We start from the raw sequence: 25,940 nt of genomic DNA, 5'->3' as shown, positions 1-25,940 counted from the left end.
CATGGCCACCCAGGAGACCCTTGTCCTCGTCAAGCCCGACGGCGTCGCCCGCAACCTCACCGGCGAGATCCTCCGCCGCATCGAGGCGAAGGGCTACTCCCTCGTCGACGTGAAGCTCGTCGAGGCCGACCGCGAGCTGCTCGCCGCCCACTACGCCGAGCACGAGGGCAAGCCCTTCTACGAGCCGCTCGTCGAGTTCATGGAGAGCGGCCCGATCGTCGCCCTGCGCATCGCGGGCGACCGCGTGATCGAGGGCTTCCGCGCCCTCGCCGGCACCACCGACCCGACCACGGCCGCTCCCGGCACCATCCGCGGCGACCTCGGCCGCGACTGGGGCCTCAAGGTCCAGCAGAACCTCGTGCACGGGTCCGACTCCGAGGAGTCGGCCGCGCGCGAGCTCGGCCTCTGGTTCGCCTGAGCCGCTCGGCCGCCTGCCTCTGACGCCGTCCGTCAGAGGTAGGCGAGCACGTTCAGCCTCACCTGCGCGATCACCGCGATGAGCAGGTAGCAGAGCAGCGTGATGAACGGGACCCAGCCGTAGGCGGCACCGGCGAAGCGGCGCACCCCGGCGGGGACGGGGAACACGCCCTCACGGAGGTTGCGGAGCGTCACCAGCCAGAAGCCCGGGATGACGACGGCCCAGGTGAGCATGCACCAGGGGCAGAGCGTTCCGAGCGCGAAGACGCTCGTCGCGATGAGCCAGCCCACGAACACCAGGGCCAGCAGGAAGCCGACGTTGAAGGCCGCCCAGAACCACCGGTCGAACCGGGCGCCCGCGAGCAGGCCCAGCCCCACCACGATCGGCGCGATCCAGGCCGCCAGGCCGATGAGGGGGTTCGGGAAGCCGAAGACCGCGCCCTGTGCCGAGTTCAGGTTCGCACTGCACTGCACGAGCAGGCTGAAATCGCAGCCGAGGCCCGCATCGGGGTTCTCGAGAGCGGCGAACTTGTCGTTCGTGAGAGCGAAGGCGGCGGTCCAGCCGATCACGCCGAGGACGATCAGCAGGACGGCGAAGAGGACGGGGCGCTGCTGGGTGGGGGCGTCGCGCACCCCGGGATCGCTGGACACCGGGGGATTATGGCACGCGCCGGATCGGCGCCTCTGGGAATGCGTGCGATAATCGGAGCCGTCGGTCCGGGGGACCCCGCATCGACGCGAAGAAGGTTTACCGGGCGAGCACCGGGCCACAGGAGATCGACAGCGTTCCGCGAATGGACGCGCCGGGTCTCCGCTCCGCCGGGAGTCGACCGCAGGTCGCGCCGCGGAGGAGCGCGTGTCGGATAGTCAGTTCCGAGAGTGCAGCTGCAACCGGAGTCCCGCGCCACGAGCGCGACGGGACCGGGGGAGCGGAAGGATTCGCGGCGGGCCGAGGCCCCTCGCACGAGAGAAGCATCCGGGAAGACGACGCGGCGGACGACCCGGCCGAGGAGTGCACCAGGAATGGTGGAAGACAACAGTACGAGCGGATCCGATCCGGACCGCGACGGGCCCCGCAGCGGGGCCAGGAAGATCAGCCGCCTCTTCGGTGGCCGTCGGGCGACCCGGCGGACCGAGTCGAGCGCGCCAGCGACAGGGGAGACGATCATCGACAGCAACGAGACCGACCAGACCGGAGCCGAGGGCACCGAGCTGCCCGAGACCGGGAGCGCCGCGGAGGCGGCCGAGCCGTCGACGTCGACGGGCGCGGTGTTCTTCAACGCCCTCCCGCAGACCCCGGGCGCCGAGCAGGAGGAGCCGCGACGGCCCGCACTGCCGAGCCCGTCGCTGCTGTTCCAGGCGCCGGTCCTGCCCGACTACGTCGAGCTGGCTCCGCTGCCTCCCCGCGGTGCGCCGCTGGGCGTCCAGGAGGAGCGCGAGAGCCCGGCCGAGGAGCAGGGCTCCGTCCGCCGCCGCTCGCGCCGCCGCAGCGGCGAGAGCGAGAGGTCCGGCTCCGACGACCCCGAGAACACCGTCGTCCGGGTCCGCCAGCCGCGCGAGCAGCGCGAGGCCCGCGAGCCCGAGCTCATCACCGAGCCGCAGCGCATCAAGGGCTCGACCCGCCTCGAGGCCAAGAAGCAGCGCCGCCGCGACGGCCGCGACGCCGGCCGGCGCCGCACGGTCGTCACCGAGTCCGAGTTCCTCGCCCGCCGGGAGGCCGTCGACCGCGTCATGGTCGTCCGCTCGAAGGAGGACAGCATCCGCATCGGCGTGCTCGAGGACGGCGTCCTCGCCGAGCACTACGTCGCCCGCTCGCAGGAGGCGTCGCTCATCGGCAACGTCTACCTCGGCCGCGTGCAGAACGTCCTCCCGAGCATGGAGGCCGCCTTCGTCGACATCGGACGCGGGCGCAACGCCGTGCTCTACTCGGGCGAGGTCGACTGGGACGCCGCGAACAACGCCGGCGGCCCCCGCCGGATCGAGCTCGCGCTCAAGCCCGGCGACCGGGTCCTCGTCCAGGTCACGAAGGACCCCGTCGGCCACAAGGGCGCCCGTCTCACGAGCCAGATCTCGCTCCCCGGCCGCTACCTCGTCTACGTGCCCAACGGCTCGATGAACGGCATCTCGCGCAAGCTCCCGGACACCGAGCGCGCCCGCCTGAAGAAGATCCTCAAGGAGGTGCTGCCCGAGAACGTGGGCGTCATCGTCCGGACCGCGGCCGAGGGCGCCACGGAGGAGCAGCTGACCGTCGACGTTGAGCGCCTGACCGCGCAGTGGACGGCTCTCAGCGCGAAGGCCGCGACCGGGCAGGCTCCCGCTCTCCTGCACAGCGAGCCGGACCTGCTGATCAAGATCGTCCGCGACGTCTTCAACGAGGACTTCGAGAAGATGGTCATCGCCGGCGACGACGCCCGCGAGACCATCGAGCTCTACCTCAGCCAGGTCGCCCCCGATCTGCTCGAGCGCGTCGAGGTCTACACGGGTGAGAACGACGCGTTCGACGAGTTCCGCATCACGGAGCAGATCGAGAAGGCGCTGGAGCGCAAGGTGTGGCTGCCCAGCGGCGGCTCGCTCGTGATCGACCGCACCGAGGCGATGACCGTGGTCGACGTCAACACCGGCAAGTTCGTCGGCTCGGGGGGGAACCTCGAGGAGACGGTCACGAAGAACAACCTGGAGGCGGCCGAGGAGATCGTCCGCCAGCTGCGCCTGCGCGACATCGGCGGCATCATCGTCGTCGACTTCATCGACATGGTGCTCGAGTCCAACCGCGACCTCGTGCTCCGCCGCCTGGTCGAGTGCCTGAGCCGCGACCGGACGAAGCACCAGGTCGCCGAGGTCACCTCGCTCGGCCTCGTGCAGATGACCCGCAAGAAGCTGGGCCTGGGCCTGCTCGAGACCTTCAGCGAGAACTGCGAGATCTGCGCCGGGCGCGGCGTCATCGTCCACCACGACCCCGTGCTCAAGCACCGGTCGACCGCCGCTCCGCAGCAGGAGCAGCGCCGCCGGGGCAAGGGCGGCGAGCAGCAGCCCGCCACCTCCGGGCGCTCGAACGGCGGGCAGAACGGGCAGGGCGCGCCGGCGACCAAGCCGGTCAGCACCCACGCCATCACGGACGACGCGAAGAACGCGCTTGCGCAGATCGCTGCCAGCACCATCCACCCCCAGGCCGTGCGCCAGGCGGCGGAGGAGGCGGCCGCGCTGGTCGAGGACGCCGCCGAGACCGTCGAGGCCCAGGCGCCGGAGGAGTCCGCGGCGGCACCCGAGGAGCAGCCGTCCGAGCCGAGCCGTCGCGGCGAGCGTCCCGCCCGGGGCGAGCGCCGTCGTCGCAGCCGCGACCGCGAGCCGCGCCAGGAGGCCGCCGAGACGGCGACCGTCGAGTCGGCTCCCGTCGAGACCCCGGTCGAGAAGGAGATCGAGCCGGCAGCTGCCGCGCCGATCCTCGACATCCCGATCGCGCCGGTCACGCCTCCGCGCCGCGTCCGCAGCGAGGTCGCCGAGCACCTGCTCGACTCCGTGCTCGATGCTCTGCCGGCCCCCAAGCAGCCCGGCCAGGGCCGTGCGAAGAGCCGCCGCGTCACGACGGCCGCGCTCACCGGAGTCGCGGTCATCCCCGAGCAGACCCCGCGCCGCGCCGACCAGTAGCGCGACCCGGTGTCAGGAGGGCCCGGTGCCCGGCGAGAGCCGGCGCCGGGCCCTCTCGGCGTCCCGGTCGCGACCGCGGACGCGAAGCCCGCTCCGCCTCAGCCGCTCGACCAGCTCCCGCGCGCCGACGGGGACCGCGCCCGCGGCGACGAGCTCGTCGATCCGCTCCTCGGGCACGTCGTAGTGGTCCAGGTCGAAGCCGCGCTCAGGCACGCCGAGACGGCGCGCGAAGTCGTGGAGCTCCTCGAGCGAGACGTCGCTCACGAGGTGCGCCCACAGCCGGCCGTGCGCCGGCCAGCGCGCGGCGTCGACGAGGATGGCCATTCCCCGATCGTAGGCGGCGCGCCGTCCGTCCACCCGCCTCCGCCTCGACTATCGTGACGGGGTCGCCGGTCGGGCGGACACGGCTTCGCAGTCGTGTGCGTTTGACCGTGGAGCGCGGATCCCGTACTCTTGACCGTTGGTGTGGCGCGATCCATGTGCTCACGCAGCTTTCCGTTGTCGCTCCGCCCCTCACGGGGCGCGGGCCGCGGTGCCGGTTCCCTCGTGTCGTGAGGAGACGGGTACGAACCGGAAGACCGGGGCTCAGCCCCGTCCCTACAAGCCCCGGACGAGGCCTCCGCTCCGTCCAGACGAGAAACAGGTACGAGAAGTGGTTTACGCAGTTGTGCGCGCCGGCGGTCGGCAGGAGAAGGTCGAGGTCGGCACCATCGTGACGATGGACCGCGTCAAGGCCGACGAGAACGGCACCGTGCAGCTTCCTGCCGTGCTGCTCGTCGACGGTGAGTCGATCACCTCGGACGCGGCGACCCTCGCGGGCGTCACCGTCACCGCCGAGGTGCTCGAGGACCTCCGCGGTCCGAAGATCATCATCCAGAAGTTCAAGAACAAGACCGGTTACAAGAAGCGCCAGGGGCACCGTCAGGACCTCACGCGCGTCAAGGTCACTGGCATCAAGTAGTCCTGCAAAGGAATTGAGCTGACCTGCGGAGCGAGCCATCGCCCTGCAGGGCAACAGCACGGGGCTGCGGCCCCCCGGTCTCGAGGAGATGAGAAATGGCACACAAGAAGGGCGCGAGCTCCACTCGCAACGGTCGCGACTCGAACGCGCAGCGTCTCGGCGTCAAGCGCTTCGGCGGCCAGGTCGTGAACGCGGGCGAGATCATCGTCCGCCAGCGCGGCACGCACTTCCACCCCGGCGCGAACGTCGGACGCGGTGGCGACGACACTCTGTTCGCCCTCTCGGCGGGCGCTGTCGAGTTCGGCAGCAAGGGCGGCCGCAAGGTCGTCAACATCGTGGCGGCCGCCCAGTAGGGTCGACCTCCTCGGCCGCACAGGCACAGGACGCAAGGGGCGGGCTTCGGCTCGCCCCTTGCGCGTTTACCGGGGCACAGCCCCCCGGCGCCGGCATCCCGGCGCCGCACGCACTCACGGACGGATTCACACCATGGTCACCTTCGTCGACAACGTCACGCTGCATCTGCGTGCCGGCCACGGCGGCAACGGCTGCGTCTCCGTCCGTCGCGAGAAGTTCAAGCCGCTCGCCGGCCCCGACGGCGGCAACGGCGGGCACGGGGGCGACATCGTCCTCGTCGCCGACCCGCAGACGACGACGCTGCTCGCCTACCACCGCCACCCGCATCGCAGCTCCGAGAACGGCGGTCCCGGCATGGGCGACCACCGCGCGGGCGGGAACGGCGAGCTCATGGAGCTCCCCGTCCCGGTCGGCACGGTCGTCAAGTCGCCGGACGGCGACCAGCTGATCGACATGGACGAGCCCGGCCTCCGGTTCGTCATCGCTCCGGGCGGGCAGGGCGGCCTCGGCAACGCCTCGCTCGCCACCACGAAGCGCAAGGCGCCCGGCTTCGCGCTGCTCGGCACGCCGGGCTGGGAGGGCGACGTCGTCCTCGAGCTGAAGACCGTCGCGGACGTCGCGCTCGTCGGGTTCCCCTCGGCGGGCAAGTCGAGCCTCGTCGCGGCGATCTCAGCGGCCAAGCCGAAGATCGCGGACTACCCGTTCACGACCCTCGCGCCCAACCTCGGCGTCGTGCAGGCGGGGGAGTCGCGGTTCACCGTCGCCGACGTGCCCGGTCTCATCGAGGGCGCGAGCGAGGGCAAGGGCCTGGGCCTGGAGTTCCTCCGCCACGTCGAGCGCTGCACCGCGCTCGTCCACGTGCTCGACTGCGCCACGCTCGAGCCCGGCCGCGACCCGCTGACCGATCTCGACATCATCCTCGGGGAGCTGGCGGCGTACCCCGTCGGCGACGGACAGGTGCCGCTGATCGAGCGGCCGCAGCTGATCGCGCTCAACAAGGTCGACGTGCCCGAGGCCCAGGAACTGGCCGACTTCGTCCGGGCCGACCTCGAGGGCCGCGGCTACCGCGTGTTCGAGATCTCGACGGTCAGCCACTCGGGACTCCGCCAGCTGACGTTCGCCCTCGCCGAGATCGTCGAGAAGCACCGCCTCGAGCTCGCCGCCGTGCCGCGGGTGGAGCGCATCACCATCCGCCCCCGCGCCGTGGACGAGAAGGACTTCGAGATCCGGGTCGAGGGCGGCTCGTACGGCAACGTGTACCGGGTCCTGGGCACCAAGCCCGTGCGCTGGGTCGCGCAGACCGACTTCACGAACGACGAGGCCGTCGGCTTCCTCGCTGACCGCCTCGCCAAGCTCGGAGTCGAGAACGGCCTGTTCTCGGCTGGAGCGGTCGCCGGCTCCACCGTCGTCATCGGCCCCGGCGACGGCGTCGTCTTCGACTGGGAGCCGACCCTCACCTCGACGGCCGAGCTCATCACCGCGCCCCGCGGAACGGACCTCCGCCTCGAGGACAACCGGCGCAAGACCCGCAACGAGCGTCGCGAGGACTACTTCGAGCGGATGGACGCCAAGGCCGAGGCCCGCGCGGAGCTCGAGCGCGAGCGCCAGGGCGGCGTCTGGCGCGTCGCCGACGAGGGCGACGGCACGGAGGCCGGCGAGGAGAGCTGACTCCCGCCGCCGGGGTCGTCTGCCTCTACACTGGCCGGATGCCGCAGACGACCCCCGACAGCAGTGCGCTGACCGAGCGGTTCGCCGCCTCCCGTGCCGCGTCGCGCTCCCTCCGCAGTGCGACCACCGACCTCAAGAACCGGGCTCTGCTCGCTATCGCCGACGCGGTGCGCTCGAGCGCCGAGCGCGTCGTCCCGGCGAACGAGCTCGACCTTCAGCGGGGTCGCGAGAGCGGGATGAGCGCGGGCCTGCAGGACCGCCTCCGCCTCGATGCGGCGCGCCTGGGGTCCCTCGCCGACGCCGTCGTCGCGGTCGTCGGGCTCACCGATCCGGTCGGGCAGACGGTGCGGGGATCGAACCTGCCCAACGGCGCCTCCCTCACCCAGGTGCGGGTCCCGTTCGGCGTGGTCGGAGCGATCTACGAGGCGCGCCCGAACGTCACCATCGACATCGCAGCGCTCGCCCTCAAGAGCGGGAACGCCGTGATCCTGCGCGGAGGCACAGCCGCGGAGAACACGAACCGCGTCCTGGTGGAGCTGCTGCAGGAGGCCGTCGCCTCCGTCGGCCTGCCCGCCGAGCTGGTGCAGACGGTCGACGACCACGGCCGCGAGGGCGCGAAGGCCCTCATGCGAGCGCGCGGCTACGTCGACGTCCTGGTGCCGCGGGGGAGCGCGGGCCTCATCGAGTCGGTCGTGACCGAGTCGACCGTCCCTGTGATCGAGACGGGCGCCGGAGTCGTCCACGTCTTCCTCGACGCCAGTGCCGACGAGCAGTGGGCCGTGGACATCGTCCACAACGCCAAGGTGCAGCGTCCGAGCACCTGCAACGCCCTCGAGACCCTCCTCGTCCACCGCGACGCCGCCGAGCGCCTCCTCCCACCCGTCCTCGGCCGGCTCGCGGAAGCGGGAGTGACCGTGCACGGCGACGAGCGCGTCGCGGCGCTCTGGCCCGACGCGGTGCCCGCCACCGATGAGGACTGGTCCGCGGAGTACTACTCGCTCGACGTCGCCGTCGCTATCGTCGACGACCTCGACGCCGCGATGGCCCACATCGACCGGTACTCCACCCACCACACCGAGTCGATCGTGACGAACGACCTCCGGAGCGCCGAGCGCTTCCTCGCCGAGGTCGACTCCGCGGTCGTGATGGTCAACGCCTCCACCCGCTTCACCGACGGCGGAGAGTTCGGGTTCGGCGCCGAGGTCGGCATCTCGACGCAGAAGCTGCACGCTCGGGGCCCCATGGGTCTTCCCGAGCTGACCAGCACGAAGTGGCTGCTGCGCGGCGCAGGACAGGTCCGCGCCTAGCGCCCGGACCGGCGATCCGGCGTCGAGCGGCGTCCGGGTAGACTCGTCGGAGCCCCGCCGGGGCGACCACGACCTCCAAGGAGCACTGCATGTCCCTCGCGACGACCGTCCTCGCCGAAGCAGCGGCCCACACGGAGCTGCCGTTCCCCCCGATCGTCTTCGGCCTGATCGCCGCCGTCGCCTTCACGGCCCTCGGCTTCGTCACCTGGAGCTACCGGGACGTGGCGAACCGTCACTCGCACAAGACCGGCGCCGGCTCCCACGACCAGCACGGTCACGGACACTAGGCGGGGAGCCCAGCGATCGTGACGTCCGCCGCGAGCGGAGGCCCGCGGCGTCCGCGCATCGGCGTGATGGGCGGCACCTTCGACCCGATCCACCACGGTCACCTGGTCGCCGCCTCCGAGGTGGCCCAGTCGTTCGACCTGGACGAGGTCGTCTTCGTGCCCACCGGCCAGCCGTGGCACAAGAAGACGGTGACCTCCGCCGAGCACCGGTACCTGATGACGGTGATCGCGACGGCATCGAACCCGCGCTTCACCGTCAGTCGCGTCGACGTGGACCGGATCGGCACGACCTACACGATCGACACCCTGCGCGACATCCACGCCGCGCACCCCGACGCCGAGCTGTTCTTCATCACCGGCGCGGACGCGGTCGCTCAGATCCTGAGCTGGAAGGACTACGACGAGCTGTGGGAGCTGGCCCACTTCGTCGCCGTCAGCCGGCCGGGGCACGTCCTCAACGTTTCGGGATTGCCGGCCCAGGACGTATCCTTGTTGGAGATTCCGGCACTGGCGATCTCCTCGACCGACTGTCGGAGCCGCGTCAACCGGGGTCATCCGGTCTGGTACCTGGTTCCCGACGGTGTCGTCCAGTACATCTCGAAGCACCACCTGTATCGGAGCACGTCATGACAGTTCAGCCCGAGGAGAAGCCGCTCACCCGGCGCGAGATCCGCGAGCGCGAGAGGCGCGAGGCCGGTGCGGCCACGACCGCCGCCGTTCCGACGACGTCCCGCCGAGCTGCCACCGCGACCGCCACCACCGCCGGCGACATGCCGGTGCTGACCCCCACCCAGGCCCTGCGGATCACCCCCGTCGAGCCGAGCCCCGCGAGCGAGCCCGACCTGCGCACCTCCTCGATGGAGATCGTCGCCACCGAGAACGCCACGGGCCGCCAGCTGACCCGTCGGGAGCTGCGCGCACTGCTGGCGCAGCAGCAGGCGGAGAAGGTCGCCGCCGCACCGGAGGCGGAGCCGCCCGCCGACGAGGAGCGGTCCGACGACGAGCGCTCCGACGACGTCGAGGGCGCCCTCGAGCGCGCCTCGGCGCTCCCGCCGACCGGGGCGGTCCCCGTGATCGAGGCGGCCGACGAGTCCAATGATGCGGAGCCGGTGCCCGAGGGTGCAGCGGAGCAGGAGCCGGAGGGCGACGAGGTCGTCGTCACCGAGGACGCCCCCGAGGCGTCCGAGGAGGAGGCGGACGAGTCCGCCACCGATGCGACCGCGGACGCCGACGAGGCCGACGCGGCCGAGGTGCACGAGGCCGAGATCGAGAGCTCCTCCTCCGACGACGAGACGCCGTCCGCGGACGCCTCCGACGAGCGGGACGCGGACGACGAGCAGCCGACGGCCGGCGAGCAACCCGAGCAGCCGCACCTGAATACCGCGCTCTTCGCGTCGGTGGGCGGATCCCTCGACATCGCCGACGAGAAGGCCACCGAGATCACCGGGAGCTTCGAGCCGCCGATCGAGCACCTCGCCATCACCGAGGAGCTCGACAGCAAGTCGAAGGAGGAGGTGGACGCCTCGTTCGACTCCCTCATCGCGAGCGGAGTCGCCGCCACCGGTGCCGTCACCACCACCAACGCGCTGATCCTGCCGACCACGGGTCCCGGCGCGACCGTCGGCACGGACACGGGGGAGATCCTCGTCACCGGCTCGTTCGACCTCCCGCGCAGCCTCGGCTCCACGGGCCAGCACCCGAACCTCTACGACTCGCCCGATGTGGACCGCTACGTCGACCGCATCGACCGCGAGCAGCCCGCCGGCGAGTCCGAGCCGGTCCGGGCGTCCAGCGCCGTCTCCACCCACGCCGCCGGCACTTCGATGATCGCGCCGCAGAAGCGCGCCGGCGTGAGCGTCCCGGTCGTCCTCGCGATCACCGCGGCCGTCCTGCTGGTCGGCGCGATCGCGCTGTTCATCGGCGGCTTCGTGCTCAACATCTTCTGATCTCCACCACCGACACTGAAGGCTTCATGACTGCGACCGATTCCGCCCGCGCCCTGCTCCAGCTCGCGGCCACCGCCGCCGACTCCAAGGGCGGTGAGGACCTCGTCGCCCTCGACGTCTCGGGGCCGCTGCCGCTGGTCGACATCTTCCTCCTCGCCACCGGCCGCTCCGAGCGCAACGTTGTCGCGATCGCGAACGAGGTGGAGGACCGCCTGAACGACTCCGGCGCCAAGCTGCTGCGCCGCGAGGGCCGTGCGGAGGGCCGCTGGATCCTCCTCGACTTCGGCGACCTCGTCGTGCACGTCTTCCACGAGGAGGACCGCATGTACTACTCGCTCGAGCGCCTCTGGAAGGACTGCCCGACGGTGCCGTTCACCCTCGAGCAGCCCGTCGCCGTCGACTCGTCGACGTCCTCGAACTGACGAACACGCCCGGCGACAGCGCTCGATTTCACTTCACGCGGATCGTGTTGTAGTTTATTCGAGTTGCTTCCGCCGGGCGGAGACAGCGAAAGGCAGTACAAAGCACAAGAGAACAAAACATGGGTCCGTGGCGCAGCTGGTAGCGCACCTGCATGGCATGCAGGGGGTCAGGGGTTCGAATCCCCTCGGATCCACCGAACAGGTCCGCACTCCTCCGGGAGTGCGGACCTTCGTCGTTCACGGCGATACAGGGTCCGGCGCCGTCCTGTCCGTCGCCGTTCTGTCCGGCTCAGGCCGGTCCGGACAGTCATGACCGTGCCCGTCCGGCCGCCGGGTCCCCCTGCTGGTCACGCACGCGTCGGCCCGACCGGCTCCACATGGCCGCCGCATCCGGCGAGGAATCCGGAGAGCTCGCCCCAGGCGTCCTCCCCGATCGTGGTGCCCGGGCGCCGTGCGAGATCGGCCAGAGCGTCCGTCAGCTCGTCGACTCCCGTCACGATCCTCGTGCGTGCCGATCCCGAGCCCTGCCATCCCGGCGCGTACGTCCTCACGTCGGGGTGGCTGTAGAGCACGGCCGTCTCGAACCACGGCGTCGGCAGTCCGTGCAGGGCCAGGTGCTCCTTGAGCCTCGCGGCCTGGATCCGGACCTGCCGGGCGGGGACGTGCTGCTCGACGTGGGTGCGCACCGTCCACCGCGACGCCGTCCCCGGTGCGATCTGAACCGCGAAGGCCTCGGGCAGGGCGTCCTCGTCGAGGAGAACGCCGTAGGACGGGTGGACGGTACCGGGTCGCACGCCGTCGAAGACGACCCCTGCCAGTACTTGGCCTCGATGATGAGCGCGCCGTGCCGGGTGAGCAGCAGGTGGTCGATCTGCGCGAGGAAGCGGCGCGTCGTGCGCGCGTCGACCGGTACGAAGACGACGTTCGTAGCGAGGACGCCGGACAGCCCCGCCGAGACGCACGCCTCCCGGACCAGGGTGTGCGAGACGGCCTCGCTGCTCCAGGTCCTGGCGAGGGCGTCACGGGTCTGCTCGGCCTCCTCCTGCGCCGTCTCGAGCTCGGTCCGACTGAGGTCGCGCTCGGCGTCGCGCGCGCGCGTCAGTGCCTTCAGCGCCGCCTCGTGGCTCCGGTCGCGCTCGGTGATCGTTCGCTGGTGCTCCTCCGAGGCCTCCTTCGCGGCCTGCTCCGCCGCCGCTCCCGCCGCAGTGCGCCGTCGGCGGCCGACGAGGACCGTGATGAGGAGGGCCAGGAGCAGGGCGGCCGCGACGGCCCAGGGCACGTACTCGTTCATGGTCCCCAGGCAAGCACGGACCACCGACCGTGCGCCGCGACGGCTCCCGATCGCGCCGCTCGGCAGACGGGCCGCAGTACGCTCGCTCGTGCCCGGTCCGGACGTCTTCGTCGGCGTCCGCCTGCGCGCGCGGGCGGAGACCCCGATCCTGCGCCGGCCGATCGCGCGGGCGAAGCCCTACCGCCGCCTGGCGGACGCGATGCGCGACCAGCACGAGGTCCGGCGGACCGGCGTCGAGGGCACGCTGCTGGGCTTCGTCGGCCCGCAGCCGTTCCAGGGGATCAGCATCGCCGGCCTGCACACGCACGTCGTCGACACCACCGGCGGGATCGGCGGCCACGTGCTCGCCGCCTCCGGAGTCGCGGGCCTGATCGAGATCGAGCAGTACAGCGGCATCACCGTCCGCCTGCCGGAGTCGGACGACCACCTGCGAGCCGACCTCGACGCGGCGGCCGACGCCGAGATCCGCGCCGTGGGGACCGACCACCCGCGCTGAGCGGCCCTACCCTGGACGCATGCCCTCACTGCGCGACGTCCACGCCGTCATCGACCGTCTCTGGCCCGAGGCGGCCGCCGAGAGCTGGGACGCGCCCGGCCTGGTCACCGGCGACCCCGACGCCGCGGTGGAGCGGATCCTGCTCACGGTCGACGTGGTCTCCGACACCGTCGCGGAGGCCGTCGACGGCGGATACCAGCTCCTGGTCGCGCACCACCCGCTGCTGCTGCGCGGCGTCACCTCGATCGCCGAGGACGGCTACAAGGGCCGCCTGCTCGCGGATCTCATCCGGGGCGGCTGCGCACTGATCTCGGCCCACACGAACGCCGACATCGTCGCGGACGGGGTCTCGGACGTGATCGCCACCCGCCTCGGCCTGACCGGCGCGACTCCGCTCGTCCCGGGCGCCGACCCGTCGGTCGGGCTCGGCCGAGTGGGCGACCTGCCCGAGGAGGTGACGCTCGGACGCCTTGCCGGAGCCGTGGCCGAGCTCCTGCCGGCCACCGCAGGGGGAGTCCGGGCCGCGGGCGCCTACGAGACGCCCGTGCGCCGCGTGTCGCTCTGCGGGGGAGCGGGGGACTCCCTCCTGGACGCCCCCGCCGTCCGCACGAGCGACGTCTTCATCACCGCCGACCTCCGGCATCACCCGGCGTCCGAGGCGCGCGAGAAGGCCCTGCACGGCACCGGCCCCGCCCTCATCGACGTCTCGCACTGGGCGAGCGAGTGGCTGTGGCTCGACGTCGCCGCGACCGCGCTGCGGGAGGCCCTGCCCACGGTCACCGTCGAGGTGAGCGAGACCCGCACCGACCCGTGGGATTTCGCGATCGTGCACTGACCCGCCGCGGGCACGGGAGAATGGACGCGGCGCGCCCGTACTGCGCGCCGGGAACGAGGACCGCCACGTGAAAGCCAGCCCCGCACACCAGCGCGAACTCCTGACTCTGGCGAGTCTGGACACGAGGGGCGCGCAGCTGCGCCACGCTCTCGCGACGCTCCCGCAGATCGCGCGGATCCAGGCGATGCAGGCCCGCGACAACGAGACCCGCCGCTCCCTCGCCGAGCGGACCGGGCGCCTCGAGGACGTGCGCACCGAGCTCGGACGCATCGAGTCCGACGTCGGCGTGGTCGAGAAGCGCCTCACCCGCGATCGCGACCGCCTGCAGACCGCATCCGCGGCCAAGGACATCGCCGCGCTCGAGAGCGAGATCACCTCCCTCGTGAAGCGGCGGGGAGACCTCGAGGACATCGAGCTGACCCTGATGGAGCGGATCGAGGGCATCGAGTCCGAGGTCGCCGCGGCTCAGGCCGAGCGCGACGAGGTCGTCGCCTCGCTCGGGACCCTCGCCGAGGAGCGCGACGCGCAGGCCGAGAAGCTCCGCGACAAGCAGGAGGCGCTCGCCCGGGACCGGGCGGACCTGGTGACGACCCTTCCGGAGGACCTGGTCGAGCTGTACGAGAAGCAGCGCGCCCGCTACGGAGTCGGCGCGGCCCTCCTCCGCGGGAAGGTGTCGGAGGGGAGCGGCGTGGCCCTCACCGAGTCGGACCTCTCCTGGATCCGCGCCTCCGCTCCCGACGAGGTCGTCCTCTGCCCCGACAGCGGCTGCATCCTGGTGCGCGGCGAGGAGTCCACCCTCGCCTGAGCCGTACACTGGACGGGCGAACGGGCCGGCAAGACGGTCGCGTCACCCCGGCGAGAGCCGTGGTGCCGAGGAACGTCCGGGCTCCACAGAGCAGGGCGGTGGGCAACACCCACCCGGGGCGACCCGCGAGACAGTGCCACAGAGAACAGACCGCCGTCGGCTCCGGCCGGCGGTAAGGGTGAAACGGTGGTGTAAGAGACCACCAGGGGCCGGAGTGATCCGGTCCGCTCGGTAAACCTCGCCCGGAGCAAGGTCAGACAGAGGACGATGCGGCTGCTCGTCGGGTCCTCGGGTAGACCGCTGGAGGGTCACGGCGACGTGGCTCCGAGAGAGATGGCCGTCCAGCGCCCGCCGAGAGGCGCGGCGTGAACAGAACCCGGCGTATCAGCCGACCCCTTCGCCACGAGATGCCCCGCCCCGGCGGGGCATCTCGCGTCTCCGCCGGTCGCCGAGCTCGCGCTCCCGCCCGCAGGCAGCGCGACGGCCTGCCGTGGCGGTTCCCGGGTCTCGATACATCCTTGCGCCGCCACTCGACAGGACTGGCGCGGTCCATCTCTCGCGCTGCCTCCTGCGGACGAAGCGGTGCAGCACGACGTCCGGCAGGCGCCGATCCCGGAGGACGGTCCTGAGACGCCGCTGCGGATCGCCGCCGAGGACCAGGTGCCCCCGCCCCCGTCCTGGCTCACCGCGACCGCTGGACCCTGAAAGTCTGATCACGTCCGTCCGCCATGGCGCCACGCACCAGGCGAACCGGCGAAACGCGTGCCAGCGTTTCGCCGTAGCCGTCCGCACCCCGCTCCCCGGAACGCGTCACCTCCCGAGGCCGACCGCGCCTCGGCGGGCGGGGACCGCCGAGGAAAAAGACTCAGCCCCGCCCTGCGAGCGCGGCCGCGCCGAGGATGCCGGCGTTGTTGCGGAGCGCCGCCGGGATGATCGGGGTGCGCAGGTCGAGCAGCGGGAGGAACTCGTCGTGGTGCTTGGAGATGCCGCCGCCGACGATGAAGAGATCGGGCCAGAGCAGCGCCTCGAGGTGGGAGTAGTAGCGCTGCAGGCGCTTCGCCCAGTGCTTGTAGTCGAGGTCGTCGCGCTCCTTGGCGGCGAACGAGGCCTTCTTCTCGTAGTCGCCGCCGTGGATCTCGAGGTGGCCGAGCTCGGCGTTGGGGATGAGGATCCCGTCGTGGATCTGCGCCGTCCCGATGCCGGTGCCGAGGGTGGTCATGATGACCAGGCCCTCCTTGTCCTTCGCCGCTCCGAAGCGCGACTCGGCGTAGCCCGCCGCGTCGGCGTCGTTGACGAAGAAGATGTTCCGGCCGATCGCGTCCTCGAACAGCTTCTCGGCCTCGAGGCCGATCCACTCGTCCGACACGTTCGCCGCAGACATCGTCCGTCCGTGGACGACGACGGCGGGGAAGCAGATGCCGACCGGGGTGTCCGAGGGCAGGTCCGGGATCTTCTCGAGGATCTGCTGGACGGTGGCGACGATGTCCTTCGGCGTGCCGCCCGGGGGAGTGGCGAGCTTCATCCGGTCGCTGAGCAGAGTGCCCGCGGCCAGGTCCACCGAGGCCCCCTTGATGCCCGTTCCCCCGATGTCGATTCCGATGGCGGTCGCCGCAGCAGTCATAGCGGCCATGCTAGCGAAGGGCGGGGGTGCGGACCGACGCGGGCTGCGGCGTAGGATCGCGGCATGGCTGACGGCGACGCGAACTCCTGGTGGTACAACCTCAAGGCCGGCACGGTGGAGCAGGGATTCGTGTCCCCCTCCGTCGACCGGGTGGGACCCTTCTCCTCTCGCGAGGAGGCGGAGCACGCCCTCGAGCGGCTGCACGAGAACAGCCGCAAGTGGGCCGAGGAGGACGCCGCCGAGGACCGCTGACCGCGGCTACTCGTAGCTGTGCTCGGCGCCGGGGTAGGCGCCGGACTCCACGTCGTCCCGGTACGCGGTGACCGCTCCGGTGAGCACGCCGCGCAGATCCGCGTACTGCTTCACGAAGCGGGGGATGCGGCCGGTGGTGAACCCGGCGAAATCCGTCCACACGAGCAGCTGTCCGTCGACGTCCGGTCCCGCTCCGACTCCGATCGTCGGGATGCGCAGCTCCTCCGTCACCTGACGTGCCGCGTCCGCGGGCACCATCTCGAGGACGACGGCGAACGCCCCGGCCTCCTGGACGGCTCGCGCGTCGGCGAGCAGCTGCTCGATGCCCTCGCCGCGCCCCTGGACCATGTGGCCGCCGAGTCCGTGCTCGCTCTGCGGCGTGAAGCCGATGTGCGCCATCACGGGGATGCCCGCCTCGACGATGCGCCGGATCTGCTCGGCGGAGCGGACCCCGCCCTCGAGCTTCACCGCGTGCGCGTGCGTCTCCTTCATGAAGCGGAACGCCGTGTGCAGCGCGTCGTCGGCACCCGACTCGTAGGAGCCGAAGGGCATGTCGGCGACGACGAAGGCGCGCTCGACGGCTCCGGCGACGGCACGCGCCAGCGGGATGAGCTCGTCGACGGTGACGGGCAGAGTGGTGTCGTAGCCGAGCACCGTGTTGCCGGCGGAGTCGCCCACGAGGAGGAAGTCGATCCCGGCGTCGTCGAAGATCTTCGCCGTCAGCTGGTCGTAGCTGGTCAGCCCGGTGATGCGGACACCGGAGTCCTTCGCGTTCTGGAAGTGGCGGGTTCGAACGCGTTTCACGGGCTGCGCTGACATGGGCGCCAGTCTACGGCGCGCCTCGGGCGCCCCGCGGGCCCCGGTCGGAGGCAGTAGCCTGAGGGTCGAAACAGGAGGGGTCTGGATGGACAAGCAACGGGACTTCGTTCTTCGCACCATTGAAGAGCGAGGGATCAAATTCGTTCGCCTCTGGTTCACCGATGTCGTCGGCACGCTGAAGTCGGTCGCGATCGCGCCGGCCGAGGTGGAGGGCGCGTTCGCGGAGGGGCTCGGCTTCGACGGCTCCGCCATCGAGGGCCTCACCCGCTCCTTCGAGGCCGACGTCCTCGCGCATCCGGATCCGTCGACCTTCCAGATCCTCCCGTGGCGCGGAGAGATCGACCCGACGGCGCGGATGTTCTGCGACATCACCACGCCGGACGGCCAGCCCGCCGTCGCCGACCCGCGCAACGTGCTCAAGCGCACGCTGGCGAAGGCGGCCGAGCGCGGGTTCACCTTCTACACGCACCCCGAGATCGAGTTCTACCTCCTCAAGTCGTCGTCCTTCGGCGCCGAGGGTCCTGAGCCGGTCGACTCCGCCGGGTACTTCGACAACGTCCCCGGAGGCACGGCGCACGACTTCCGCCGCCGCTCCGTGCGCATGCTGGAGGATCTGGGCATCTCGGTCGAGTTCAGCCACCACGAGGCGGGCCCCGGCCAGAACGAGATCGACCTCCGCTATGCGGACGCGCTCACCACGGCCGACAACATCATGACCTTCCGCACCGTGATCAAGGAGGTGGCGATCGAGCAGGGCGTCTACGCGACGTTCATGCCGAAGCCGCTCTCCGGGCACCCCGGCTCGGGCATGCACACGCACCTCTCGCTCTTCGAGGGCGACGTGAACGTGTTCTACGAGCAGGGCGCCCAGTACCAGCTCTCGAAGCTCGGCCGCCAGTTCATCGCGGGGCTGCTGAAGCACGCCCCCGAGATCACCGCCGTGACGAACCAGTTCGTCAACTCCTACAAGCGGCTCTGGGGCGGCGACGAGGCGCCCAGCTACGTCTCGTGGGGCCACAACAACCGGTCCGCCCTCGTGCGCGTCCCGCTCTACAAGCCGAACAAGGGGCAGTCCTCGCGCATCGAGTACCGGGCGCTGGACTCCGCGGCGAACCCCTACCTGGCGTACTCGCTGCTCCTGGCAGCCGGGCTCAAGGGCATCGAAGAGGGCTACGAGCTTCCGGCCGAGGCCGAGGACAACGTGTGGGCCCTGTCGGACGCGGAGCGCCGGGCGCTCGGCTACGGCGCCCTGCCCGCCAGCCTCGACCGCGCCATCTCGCTGATGGAGGAGTCCGAGCTCGTGGCCGAGACGCTGGGCGAGCAGGTGTTCAACTTCGTGCTGCTCAACAAGCGGAAGGACTGGGCCGAGTACCGCGCCCAGGTCACGCCGTACGAGCTGCGCAGCAACCTCGAGATGCTCTGACGCCTCGGCCATGCCCCGCGAACGCTCCCTCCGCGATGTCGCACGCCTCGGCTTCGCCGCGCTCGGCGAGACCGGGGCGCGGCTGGCCGAGGCGGAGGAGCTGGCCGGGCGGCAGCTCGAGTCGGTGCTGCCCTCCTTCGCCCGGGTGGCGGATCCGGACGAGGCGCTGCTCGCTCTGATCGACCTGCTGCGACGGCACCGCGACAGCATGGACGCGGTCCTCGCCGACGACGAGGCCCTGACCCGGCTGCTTCTGGTGGTGGGGGCCTCCTCCGGCCTCGCCGACTTCCTCCAGCGCCGGCCCGACGAGCTGGCCAGCGTGCTCGAGCCGGTGCGCACGCTTCCCGGGCGCGCCGAGATGAAGGCCGAGCTGCTCGAGTCGGTCGGCGCCGTCGACGGCTTCTCGTCGCTCCGGGAGGAGGCGGGCTGGACGGCGCTGCGCGTGCGGTACCGCCGCCTCCTCACCAGGGTCGTCGTCCACGACCTGAGCCAGGCCGACCCCGTCGCGGCGATCGACCGGGTGACGAGGGCGTTGGCCGACCTCGCCGGAGCCGCGCTGGAGGCATCCCTCGCCGTGGCGCGGACCGAGCTGGTCGAGGGCACGGGCCCGGGCCGCTTCGGCCGGGACGAGGTCGCCGCCACCCGCTTCGCCGTCATCGGCATGGGCAAGGCGGGAGCGTCCGAGCTCAACTACGTCAGCGACGTCGACGTGATCTTCGTCGCCGAGGGCGACCCGGAGAAGGAGCTGACGAACGCCCGTGCGATCGACGTCGCCACCCGGCTCGCCGTGCTGCTCATGCGCGGGACCTCTGCGCTGGCGATGGAGCCGGAGCTCTGGGAGGTCGACCCGAACCTGCGCCCGGAGGGCAAGCAGGGCGCGCTCGTGCGCACCCTCGAGTCGCACATCACCTACTACGACCGGTGGGCGAAGAGCTGGGAGTTCCAGGCGCTGCTCAAGGCGCGTCCGCTCGCCGGCGACCAGGAGCTGGGGCGGGCGTACGTCGACGCGGTCGCGCCCAAGGTCTGGTCGAGCGCCTCCCGCGAGAACTTCGTCGAGTCGGTGCAGCGGATGCGGGAGCGGGTCACCGAGAACATCCCGCAGAACGACGTCCATTACCAGATCAAGCTCGGCCCTGGCGGCCTGCGCGACATCGAGTTCACGGTGCAGCTGCTCCAGCTCGTCCACGGGCAGACCGACGACGAGATCCGCATGCCCGGGACTCTGCTCGCCCTGGGCGCCCTCGCCGACCGCGGGTACATCGGCCGCTCCGCCGCGGAGGAGTTCGCGCAGGACTACCGAGCACTCCGGCTGCTCGAGCACCGCCTCCAGCTGCGGCGCCTGCGACGCACGCACCTGATGCCGCGGGACGAGCACGAGCTGCGGACCCTCGCCCGCTCCAGCGGGCTCGCCCGCACGGCGGAGGAGCTGCTGAGCGTCTGGAACGGGATCAAGCACCGCGTCCGGGGCCTGCACGAGCGCCTGTTCTACCGTCCGCTGCTCTCCGCGGTCGCCGCGCTCTCCGACGGCGGCGCCGAGCTGTCCACCGGCCAGGCGGAGGCGCGCCTCGCCGCCATCGGCTTCGCGGACGCCCGCGGGGCGCTCGGCCACATCGCCGCGATGACCTCGGGCGTCTCGCGCCGCGCGAGCATCCAGCGCCACCTCGTGCCGGTGATGCTGCAGTGGTTCGCCGACGGACCGGACCCCGACTACGGCCTGCTCGCGTTCCGGCGCCTCAGCGACGCACTGGGCGGGACGCCCTGGTTCCTCCGGATGCTTCGCGACTCGTCCGGAGCCGCCAAGCGGCTCACCACGGTGCTCTCCGGATCGCGCTTCGTCGGCGAGCTGCTCGACCGCATCCCGGAGTCGGCGGCCTGGCTCGAGGACGACGACGCCCTCCGCCCCCGCAGCGCCGCCCAGCTCGCCGAGGAGGTGCGCGCCGTGCTCGCCCGGCACGAGACGCCCGACGCGGTCGCCTCGGTCCTCCGCTCGATGCGCCGGCGCGAGGTGCTGCGGACCGCCATGGGTGGCGTGCTCGGCCTCAGCTCGATCGAGGAGATCGCGACCAGCCTCACCGACATCATCAGCGCACTGCTGGGCGGCGTGCTCGCCGCCATCCGGCGCGGCAGTGCGACCCGGCCCGGCGCCGACGCGGAGTTCGCGATCATCGGCATGGGCCGGTACGGAGGGGCGGAGCTGGGCTTCGGCTCCGACGCCGACGTGATGTACGTCCAGCGACCCGGCACCGCCGAGCCGCACCAGGCCCAGCTCTACTCGCAGTTCGTCGTCGCCGAGCTGGTCCGGCTCACGGAGGACTCCCGCCTGCCGCTCGACCTCGACGCCGACCTGCGGCCCGAGGGCAAGAACGGGCCCCTCGTGCGCTCCCTCGACTCCTACCGCGCCTACTACGCCCGCTGGTCGCTGACCTGGGAGGCGCAGGCGCTGCTCCGGGCGCGGGGAGTGGCGGGGGACCAGGCGCTCATCGAGGACTTCGAGGAGCTGGCCGACGGGGTCCGCTACCCGGGAGCGGTCTCCGACCGCGATATCCGCGAGGTGAAGCGGATCAAAGCTCGGGTCGAGAGCGAGCGTCTGCCGCAGGGAGCCGACCCGCGCCGTCACCTCAAGCTCGGCCGCGGATCGCTGAGCGACGTCGAGTGGCTGGTGCAGCTCCTCCAGCTGCAGCACGCGCGGCAGACCCCGGCGCTGCGGACCACCTCGACCCTCACCGCCCTCGCGGTCGCGGAGGAGGAGGGCATGGTCGGCCCGCAGGACGCGGAGCGGCTGCGCGCCGCGTGGATCCTCGCGTCCCGTGTCCGCTCGGGCACCACGCTCTGGGGCAACCGCACCAGCGACGTCCTCCCGACCGACCGCCGGCAGCTCGAGGGCGTCGCGCGCCTGCTGGAGTACCCGGCCGGGTCCGCGACGGAGCTCGAGGACGACTACCTCGGCGTGACCCGCCGCTCCCGCGCGGTCTTCGAGCGCCTGTTCTACGGGCCGGCCGCGGGAGACACGGCCGCCTCCCGCTGACACGACCCGCGTCGTCGTGCCGGACGCCGGGCGCCGGGCTCCGCGCGCCGGGAACGGCGAAGGGCCGTCCCTCCGAGGAGGAACGGCCCTTCAGCGGTGCTGCGGGATCACACCCCGTAGTACAGCTCGGCTTGAGGATCTGAGAACCAGAGGGTGCTCCTTGGGGCCGTACTTCCCGAGAAATACAGGGAAGTCCGATCTCAAGCATAAGCATGGTCGTTACCGCGGCTGTCCGAGAACCCGTCCGTTTAATTGATTCTTGGCTGTTCTACGGGGGTCGCTGGGGGTCTGCGGGTGGTGCCGCCTACCTCAGTGGTATGACCGACGACCGTCCCCGCCTCTGGACCCCGCGGGAGCTTGCCGACTACGCCGGCATCCCGATCAGGACTCTCGCTGATTGGCGGACAGAGCGTGCGCGCAGCCGAGGTCTCGGGTTGCCGTTCGTTGCGCTGTCGTCGCATAACGTCCGCTATCGCGATGAGGACGTCGAGGCGTTCATCTCGGGGCGGATCGTGGCCCCGATGGATAGGGCGGGCGACTGATCGGGCGGCCAAAGCGTGCGATCGGCGAACTCGGCGCGGTGACCTACACAGTCGAGCCGAACGGCCTCATCGTCGCGCGCGGGCGGGTCTATGACGGCGGTGGGCGCGAGCGTCGTCCGAGCGGCAGCGGAGCGACGGAGGAAGAGGCGTTCGCCGCTTTGCGGGCGGCGGCTGATGTCGTTGTCGGTCGAGTGCGGGCGCGACAAACGCAGCTCATGACCGTCGCTGAGCTCGCGACGGCGTGGCTGAAGACGGCGTATCACGACGACGATCCACGGGTGCTGAGCCAGCGCCGCGAGCAGACCGTCGACGGCTACGCATCGGTGATCCGCGCGCATGTCATCCCGCGCGCCGGCGCCATCCCCATCGCCGACATCACCGCCGACCGCGCTGACGGACTGTTCATGGATATCGCACGGGAGAAGTCGGTGACGACCTCGAACAAGGTTCGGAATGTGATGTCGCTGATGTTCGACTGGGCGATGCAGCAGGGGCATTTGTCGGCTGCCGGGTCGATACAGAAGACGCGGTACGGAGCAGTCGTCGTGGCGAACCCGATCCGTGCGACCAGGCGCTCGGATGAGCCGGACACGATGTACTTCGAACTCGACGCGGTGCAGGTCAAGTACATACTCCACCTCATCCGCGACGTGTGGCCCGAGCGGCACCGGGCGCGGTATCCGGTGGGCCGACGGCCCAACTACAAACTGCTCACCGACTACATCTTGATCACGCTCGGCACATCCGAGCGGACCGCGGAACCGATTGCGATTCGGTTCCAGGACGTGCGGTTCGAGGCGGTGGAACAGCCGGATGGAAGCCTGACAATGGACGCGCTCGTCTGGGTCGGCGGGACGATGGTCCGCACGAGATCCCGCGGCCTGTTCCGCCAGGACTCGCCCAAAGCGGAGCGGCAGAAGCGATGGGTTCGCGTTCCGAAGTTCGCGGCGAAGGTTCTGAGCGAACTCGTTGCGAACCACGTTCCCGACCCTGAGCGGAATCCTGACGACGTGCTGTTCACGACCGAGCGTGGTCGTCCGCGCGATCCCAGCGCGCTGGGCGAACTGTTGCGGATGTTCCGCCGCGAGTTCGAGCCGGAACTGCTGGCTATCGGGGTCGATGCCGAGCACCTCACCTTCCGGAGTCTCCGTATGGCGGTCGCTGCGGCGGTATCGGACACGGCTGGCGTCGAGGTCGCACGCGACCTGCTCGGGCACAGTGACTCGGCGATCACCGAAGGTCACTACGCGAAGCGCCCCGAACTCATCGTCGAAGTCGCGGCTGACGCGCTCGACGAGGTGTTCGCGGGCATCGACGCCTTCGCGGAGCCGTCCTGAGACAAGAGGAGCGGAAGGCATGAGCATGCTAGTCATCGGAAACCATTACAGGTATGCTCTATCTGTAACGGATTCTGTCGGATTGGAGGTGATGATGGACGCCACGACTCTGCCCGATCTGCTGGACTACGACGGCCTGGCCGCGCTCGGGCTTACCCGGCATGGCCTTGACCGGCTGATCGAGTCGGGGGAGTTCGAGCGCATCGGCCCGGGTCTGTTCCTGCGGGCGGGGCTCGCGGACGACACGACGGCCGCGTGGATAGCGGTCGCCGCGAAGAAGCCCGATGCGACGCTGTGCCTGCTCACGGCGCTGTCGCTGCACGAGCTGACCGACGAGATCCCCGCCCGAAGTGACATCGCCATCCCGCGCGGCACGCAGCCGGTCACCGTGCATCACGCGCCCATCACCTGGCACCGCTTCGACACCGACACGTTCGGCATCGGACGCGGCGAGCACGCTCTGCCGGGCGGGTTGTCCATCGGCCTGTACTCCGCCGAGCGCACCCTGATCGACCTGTTCCGACTGCGGCACGCCTGGGGTAGCGACCTCGCCCTCGGCGCGCTCAAGCTTTGGCTGCGCGAGCGCGGCAACAGCCCCGCCGCGCTGCTGACGATTGCGGAGAGCTTCCCGAAGGCGCGCCCCGCGATCCAGCAGGCACTGGAGGTGCTGCTGTGAGCCCGAACCCGCAGCACGGCACCCCGGCAGGCGACGCGACCATCGCCATTCGCACTCTCGCCCGGCAGACCGGCGCGGACGTGCAGGAACTGATGACCTTTTACGCGCTCGAAGGGCTGCTGGCGCGAATCGCGCTATCCGAGTACCGGGACGACTTCGTGCTGAAGGGCGGCGTGCTGCTCGCCGCGTTCGCAGCACGCCGCCCCACGAAGGACGTCGACCTGCAAGCCACCCAGCTCACCGGCGACCCCGAGGAGGTCGCCGAGCGTGTCCACGACATCGCGGCGCTGGATGTCGCCGACGGCCTCGTATTCGATCCCGCCAGCGTCGCCGCGACGACGATCCGCGACGAGGATGAATACGCCGGGGTACGGGTCAAGCTCACCGCGACGCTCGGCACCGCACGGCTGACGGTCGGAATGGACGTGAACTTCGGCGACCCGATCTGGCCCGCACCGCGCCTCATCGACCTGCCCCGCGTCGTTCCCCTCGGCCTCCCGCCCGTGACGCTGCTCGGCTACCCGCTGACGATGGTGCTCGCCGAGAAGGTCGTCACCGCCATCGACCGCGGCACCGCCAACACTCGCTGGCGCGACTTCGCAGACGTGTATGCGCTGACCCGGCTCCACCCGGTCGACGCGGGCGAGTTCCGCACGTCGATGGAGACCGTCGCGCAGTACCGCAAGGTCACGCTGACGACCCTGCTGCCCGCGCTCGCACCGATGGGCGAGCAGGCGCAGCAGAAGTACCGCGCCTGGCGCACCCGATCCCACCGCGAAGAAGAACTCCCCAAGGCATTCGCCTACGTGCTCGCCGCGGTCGCCGATTTCGCAGACCCCGTGCTCGCCGCGTCGGCGACAGGGCGATGGAACCCTGCCGCCAAGACCTGGGAGTGAACAACCAGGCACACCGTTGAGCTACAGCCTCGGCGCGTTGCTCGGCGGTGCGGCCGGAGGCGTCGCGGGGACGAACGGGGCCGCGGGCTCACGACCCGCAGCATCCCGCGACCCGAGGTTCGGCTCGTAGGCACGCACGGCCTCGATGGTCAGCGCGACGCGCTCCGACTCTGGCCCGGCGGGCTCGGGTGCGGGCTCGTCCTGCATCGCGGCGAGCTGGGACTCGACTCGAGCGAGGTCTTCTTCGGGATCGGCGAGTGCCTGCGCTTGGCGGAACGGCTGGCCGAGGCGCTGCTGGGTGTCGGCGACGGTCTGCTCGGCTTCCTCCAGGTCTTCGCGGGCCTGATCGAGGAGTGCGGGGATGCCGCTGACGCGGTTCTCGATGCGCTGCACGAGCCCGAGCCCGGCGTCCAGGAACGACTCCTTCGGCATCGTGAACCCGGAGCGGGGCACCTCGGGTAGGGAGACAGTCACGTCGAGCGCGGCGAGTCCGGAGCGGGCCTCGACGTGGATGCCGAAGCCGGAGATGCGGCCGATGATCCCGAAGTCCTTGTGCCCGTACCGGGGCAGCCACTTCAGCTCGGAGTCGCCCATCCATGCGGCGAGGGCGTGGGCGGCTTCGGAGCGGGAGTCGTGGTCGCGCGTGCCGAGCGTGATGCAGAACTTGTCGCCGCTCGTGTCGGTCATCCGCGGTGCGGCGGCTTCCAGCCCACGAATGTCTGCGGCGGCGCGTTCGGCGGATGACCGGGCGCGGTTGCCAGTGTGGACGAGCATGTCCTCGTTGCGCTCATGCGCGCGCTGCAAGCGGCGCAGCCGGTTCACCTAGTTGAGGATGACGGAGTGCTCCAGCAGGAGCGGGTTGCCGGAGGCGATGGCCTGGCCTGGAGAAGGTGCTCAAGCGTGAACCTGCTGCCG

The 25,940-nt window shown here is 71.1% G+C and carries 26 protein-coding genes, 1 tRNA gene, 1 other RNA gene and 1 pseudogene; 22 read left to right on the top strand and 7 right to left on the bottom strand.

All coding sequences use genetic code 11. The features are described from left to right. The first annotated feature begins 1 nt into the window (after position 1). Complete coding sequence (ndk, locus tag C5C59_RS05900; RefSeq protein ID WP_104223686.1) at positions 2-418, top strand: nucleoside-diphosphate kinase; 417 nt, start codon at positions 2-4, stop codon at positions 416-418. A gap of 32 nt (positions 419-450) precedes the next feature. Here the strand turns inward: ndk and C5C59_RS05895 are convergent, their stop codons facing one another. Beyond that, positions 451-1,068: a vitamin K epoxide reductase family protein gene (locus C5C59_RS05895; protein WP_244230638.1), complete on the bottom strand. Its 618-nt coding sequence runs from the start codon at positions 1,066-1,068 to the stop codon at positions 451-453. 372 nt (positions 1,069-1,440) lie between these two features. Here C5C59_RS05895 and C5C59_RS05890 point away from each other — a divergent pair, with 372 nt between their 5' ends. Beyond that, on the top strand, positions 1,441-4,062 hold the full coding sequence (locus C5C59_RS05890; protein ID WP_104239187.1) for an Rne/Rng family ribonuclease: 2,622 nt from the start codon (positions 1,441-1,443) through the stop codon (positions 4,060-4,062). 12 nt (positions 4,063-4,074) lie between these two features. Here C5C59_RS05890 and C5C59_RS05885 read toward each other — a convergent pair whose 3' ends face one another. Further along, a complete protein-coding gene (locus C5C59_RS05885) occupies positions 4,075-4,386 on the bottom strand; it encodes a DUF4031 domain-containing protein (protein ID WP_104226718.1) in 312 nt (103 codons plus the stop codon). 328 nt (positions 4,387-4,714) lie between these two features. On the opposite strand from C5C59_RS05885, the gene rplU reads away from it, so the two are divergent. From rplU to C5C59_RS05840, 9 genes are all read left to right on the top strand, one after another. Next, positions 4,715-5,023: a 50S ribosomal protein L21 gene (gene rplU, locus C5C59_RS05880; protein WP_104223682.1), complete on the top strand. Its 309-nt coding sequence runs from the start codon at positions 4,715-4,717 to the stop codon at positions 5,021-5,023. A gap of 95 nt (positions 5,024-5,118) precedes the next feature. Continuing rightward, positions 5,119-5,376 (top strand): 50S ribosomal protein L27, encoded by a 258-nt coding sequence (gene rpmA / locus C5C59_RS05875; protein ID WP_068209107.1) that lies wholly within the window; start codon positions 5,119-5,121, stop codon positions 5,374-5,376. A 133-nt stretch (positions 5,377-5,509) separates the two neighbouring features. Then, positions 5,510-7,045 (top strand): GTPase ObgE, encoded by a 1,536-nt coding sequence (obgE, locus tag C5C59_RS05870; protein ID WP_104223681.1) that lies wholly within the window; start codon positions 5,510-5,512, stop codon positions 7,043-7,045. 38 nt (positions 7,046-7,083) lie between these two features. Further along, on the top strand, positions 7,084-8,352 hold the full coding sequence (locus tag C5C59_RS05865) for a glutamate-5-semialdehyde dehydrogenase (protein ID WP_104239186.1): 1,269 nt from the start codon (positions 7,084-7,086) through the stop codon (positions 8,350-8,352). A gap of 89 nt (positions 8,353-8,441) precedes the next feature. Beyond that, positions 8,442-8,639, top strand: coding sequence for a hypothetical protein (locus C5C59_RS05860; RefSeq protein WP_104223679.1), 198 nt, complete (start codon positions 8,442-8,444; stop codon positions 8,637-8,639). Positions 8,640-8,657: 18 nt separating this feature from the next. Then, a complete protein-coding gene (nadD, locus tag C5C59_RS05855) occupies positions 8,658-9,269 on the top strand; it encodes a nicotinate-nucleotide adenylyltransferase (protein WP_104223678.1) in 612 nt (203 codons plus the stop codon). Then, complete coding sequence (locus tag C5C59_RS05850; protein WP_104239185.1) at positions 9,266-10,585, top strand: hypothetical protein; 1,320 nt, start codon at positions 9,266-9,268, stop codon at positions 10,583-10,585. Before nadD ends, C5C59_RS05850 begins: the two co-directional genes overlap by 4 nt. Before the next feature lie 26 nt (positions 10,586-10,611). Then, positions 10,612-11,007, top strand: coding sequence for a ribosome silencing factor (gene rsfS, locus C5C59_RS05845; protein WP_104223676.1), 396 nt, complete (start codon positions 10,612-10,614; stop codon positions 11,005-11,007). A gap of 121 nt (positions 11,008-11,128) precedes the next feature. Next, positions 11,129-11,201: transfer RNA gene (locus C5C59_RS05840), tRNA-Ala, on the top strand. Positions 11,202-11,354: 153 nt separating this feature from the next. Here C5C59_RS05840 and C5C59_RS17555 read toward each other — a convergent pair. Together C5C59_RS17555 and C5C59_RS17755 are read right to left on the bottom strand one after the other, a co-directional pair. Beyond that, positions 11,355-11,801, bottom strand: a complete 447-nt coding sequence (locus C5C59_RS17555; RefSeq protein WP_258062615.1) for a hypothetical protein — start codon at positions 11,799-11,801, stop codon at positions 11,355-11,357. Positions 11,802-11,824: 23 nt separating this feature from the next. Then, positions 11,825-12,298: pseudogene (locus C5C59_RS17755) on the bottom strand (nuclease-related domain-containing protein); the annotation flags it as partial. Here C5C59_RS17755 and C5C59_RS17750 point away from each other — a divergent pair. The 4 genes from C5C59_RS17750 (at position 12,243) to rnpB (ending at position 14,834) form a co-directional block, all read left to right on the top strand. Beyond that, positions 12,243-12,794: an acetolactate decarboxylase gene (locus tag C5C59_RS17750; protein WP_104239182.1), complete on the top strand. Its 552-nt coding sequence runs from the start codon at positions 12,243-12,245 to the stop codon at positions 12,792-12,794. The pseudogene C5C59_RS17755 and the gene C5C59_RS17750 overlap by 56 nt on opposite strands. Positions 12,795-12,813: 19 nt before the next feature. After that, positions 12,814-13,629, top strand: a complete 816-nt coding sequence (locus C5C59_RS05820) for a Nif3-like dinuclear metal center hexameric protein (protein WP_104223674.1) — start codon at positions 12,814-12,816, stop codon at positions 13,627-13,629. Between the two features lie 67 nt (positions 13,630-13,696). Next, complete coding sequence (locus tag C5C59_RS05815; protein WP_104239181.1) at positions 13,697-14,434, top strand: zinc ribbon domain-containing protein; 738 nt, start codon at positions 13,697-13,699, stop codon at positions 14,432-14,434. A 21-nt stretch (positions 14,435-14,455) separates the two neighbouring features. Then, positions 14,456-14,834, top strand: an RNA gene (gene rnpB, locus C5C59_RS05810) — RNase P RNA component class A. 465 nt (positions 14,835-15,299) lie between these two features. On the opposite strand, the gene ppgK is transcribed toward rnpB, so the two are convergent. Further along, positions 15,300-16,055 (bottom strand): polyphosphate--glucose phosphotransferase, encoded by a 756-nt coding sequence (gene ppgK / locus C5C59_RS05805; RefSeq protein ID WP_104239180.1) that lies wholly within the window; start codon positions 16,053-16,055, stop codon positions 15,300-15,302. Between the two features lie 63 nt (positions 16,056-16,118). On the opposite strand from ppgK, the gene C5C59_RS05800 reads away from it, so the two are divergent. Next, complete coding sequence (locus C5C59_RS05800; RefSeq protein ID WP_104223671.1) at positions 16,119-16,307, top strand: SPOR domain-containing protein; 189 nt, start codon at positions 16,119-16,121, stop codon at positions 16,305-16,307. Positions 16,308-16,313: 6 nt separating this feature from the next. Here C5C59_RS05800 and panB read toward each other — a convergent pair whose 3' ends face one another. Next, positions 16,314-17,126, bottom strand: coding sequence for a 3-methyl-2-oxobutanoate hydroxymethyltransferase (panB, locus tag C5C59_RS05795; protein ID WP_104239179.1), 813 nt, complete (start codon positions 17,124-17,126; stop codon positions 16,314-16,316). An 85-nt stretch (positions 17,127-17,211) separates the two neighbouring features. Between panB and C5C59_RS05790 the strand changes: the two genes are divergently transcribed. The 6 genes from C5C59_RS05790 to C5C59_RS05765 all read left to right on the top strand — a co-directional run bounded on the left by C5C59_RS05790 (position 17,212) and on the right by C5C59_RS05765 (position 25,025). Beyond that, positions 17,212-18,549 carry a glutamine synthetase family protein gene (locus tag C5C59_RS05790; protein ID WP_068253236.1) on the top strand — a complete coding sequence of 446 codons (1,338 nt, stop codon included), beginning with the start codon at positions 17,212-17,214 and terminating at the stop codon, positions 18,547-18,549. A 10-nt stretch (positions 18,550-18,559) separates the two neighbouring features. Then, positions 18,560-21,574 (top strand): bifunctional [glutamine synthetase] adenylyltransferase/[glutamine synthetase]-adenylyl-L-tyrosine phosphorylase, encoded by a 3,015-nt coding sequence (locus tag C5C59_RS05785; RefSeq protein WP_104251241.1) that lies wholly within the window; start codon positions 18,560-18,562, stop codon positions 21,572-21,574. A gap of 317 nt (positions 21,575-21,891) precedes the next feature. Continuing rightward, positions 21,892-22,116, top strand: coding sequence for an AlpA family transcriptional regulator (locus C5C59_RS05780; protein WP_104238861.1), 225 nt, complete (start codon positions 21,892-21,894; stop codon positions 22,114-22,116). Between the two features lie 38 nt (positions 22,117-22,154). Further along, positions 22,155-23,453 carry a tyrosine-type recombinase/integrase gene (locus C5C59_RS05775; RefSeq protein ID WP_104238860.1) on the top strand — a complete coding sequence of 433 codons (1,299 nt, stop codon included), beginning with the start codon at positions 22,155-22,157 and terminating at the stop codon, positions 23,451-23,453. A 91-nt stretch (positions 23,454-23,544) separates the two neighbouring features. Then, positions 23,545-24,129 carry a hypothetical protein gene (locus C5C59_RS05770; RefSeq protein WP_181134837.1) on the top strand — a complete coding sequence of 195 codons (585 nt, stop codon included), beginning with the start codon at positions 23,545-23,547 and terminating at the stop codon, positions 24,127-24,129. After that, on the top strand, positions 24,126-25,025 hold the full coding sequence (locus tag C5C59_RS05765) for a nucleotidyl transferase AbiEii/AbiGii toxin family protein (protein WP_181134836.1): 900 nt from the start codon (positions 24,126-24,128) through the stop codon (positions 25,023-25,025). Before C5C59_RS05770 ends, C5C59_RS05765 begins: the two co-directional genes overlap by 4 nt. Before the next feature lie 21 nt (positions 25,026-25,046). Here C5C59_RS05765 and C5C59_RS05760 read toward each other — a convergent pair whose 3' ends face one another. Continuing rightward, positions 25,047-25,847 carry a hypothetical protein gene (locus tag C5C59_RS05760; RefSeq protein ID WP_146082845.1) on the bottom strand — a complete coding sequence of 267 codons (801 nt, stop codon included), beginning with the start codon at positions 25,845-25,847 and terminating at the stop codon, positions 25,047-25,049. Positions 25,848-25,940 lie beyond the last annotated feature (93 nt).

The sequence above is a fragment of the Rathayibacter sp. AY1F4 genome (assembly GCF_002931775.1).
In the GTDB taxonomy this organism is placed as follows: domain Bacteria; phylum Actinomycetota; class Actinomycetes; order Actinomycetales; family Microbacteriaceae; genus Rathayibacter.
Note: the sequence above shows the minus strand (reverse complement) of the source record. Positions and strands in the feature narration are given on the sequence as shown.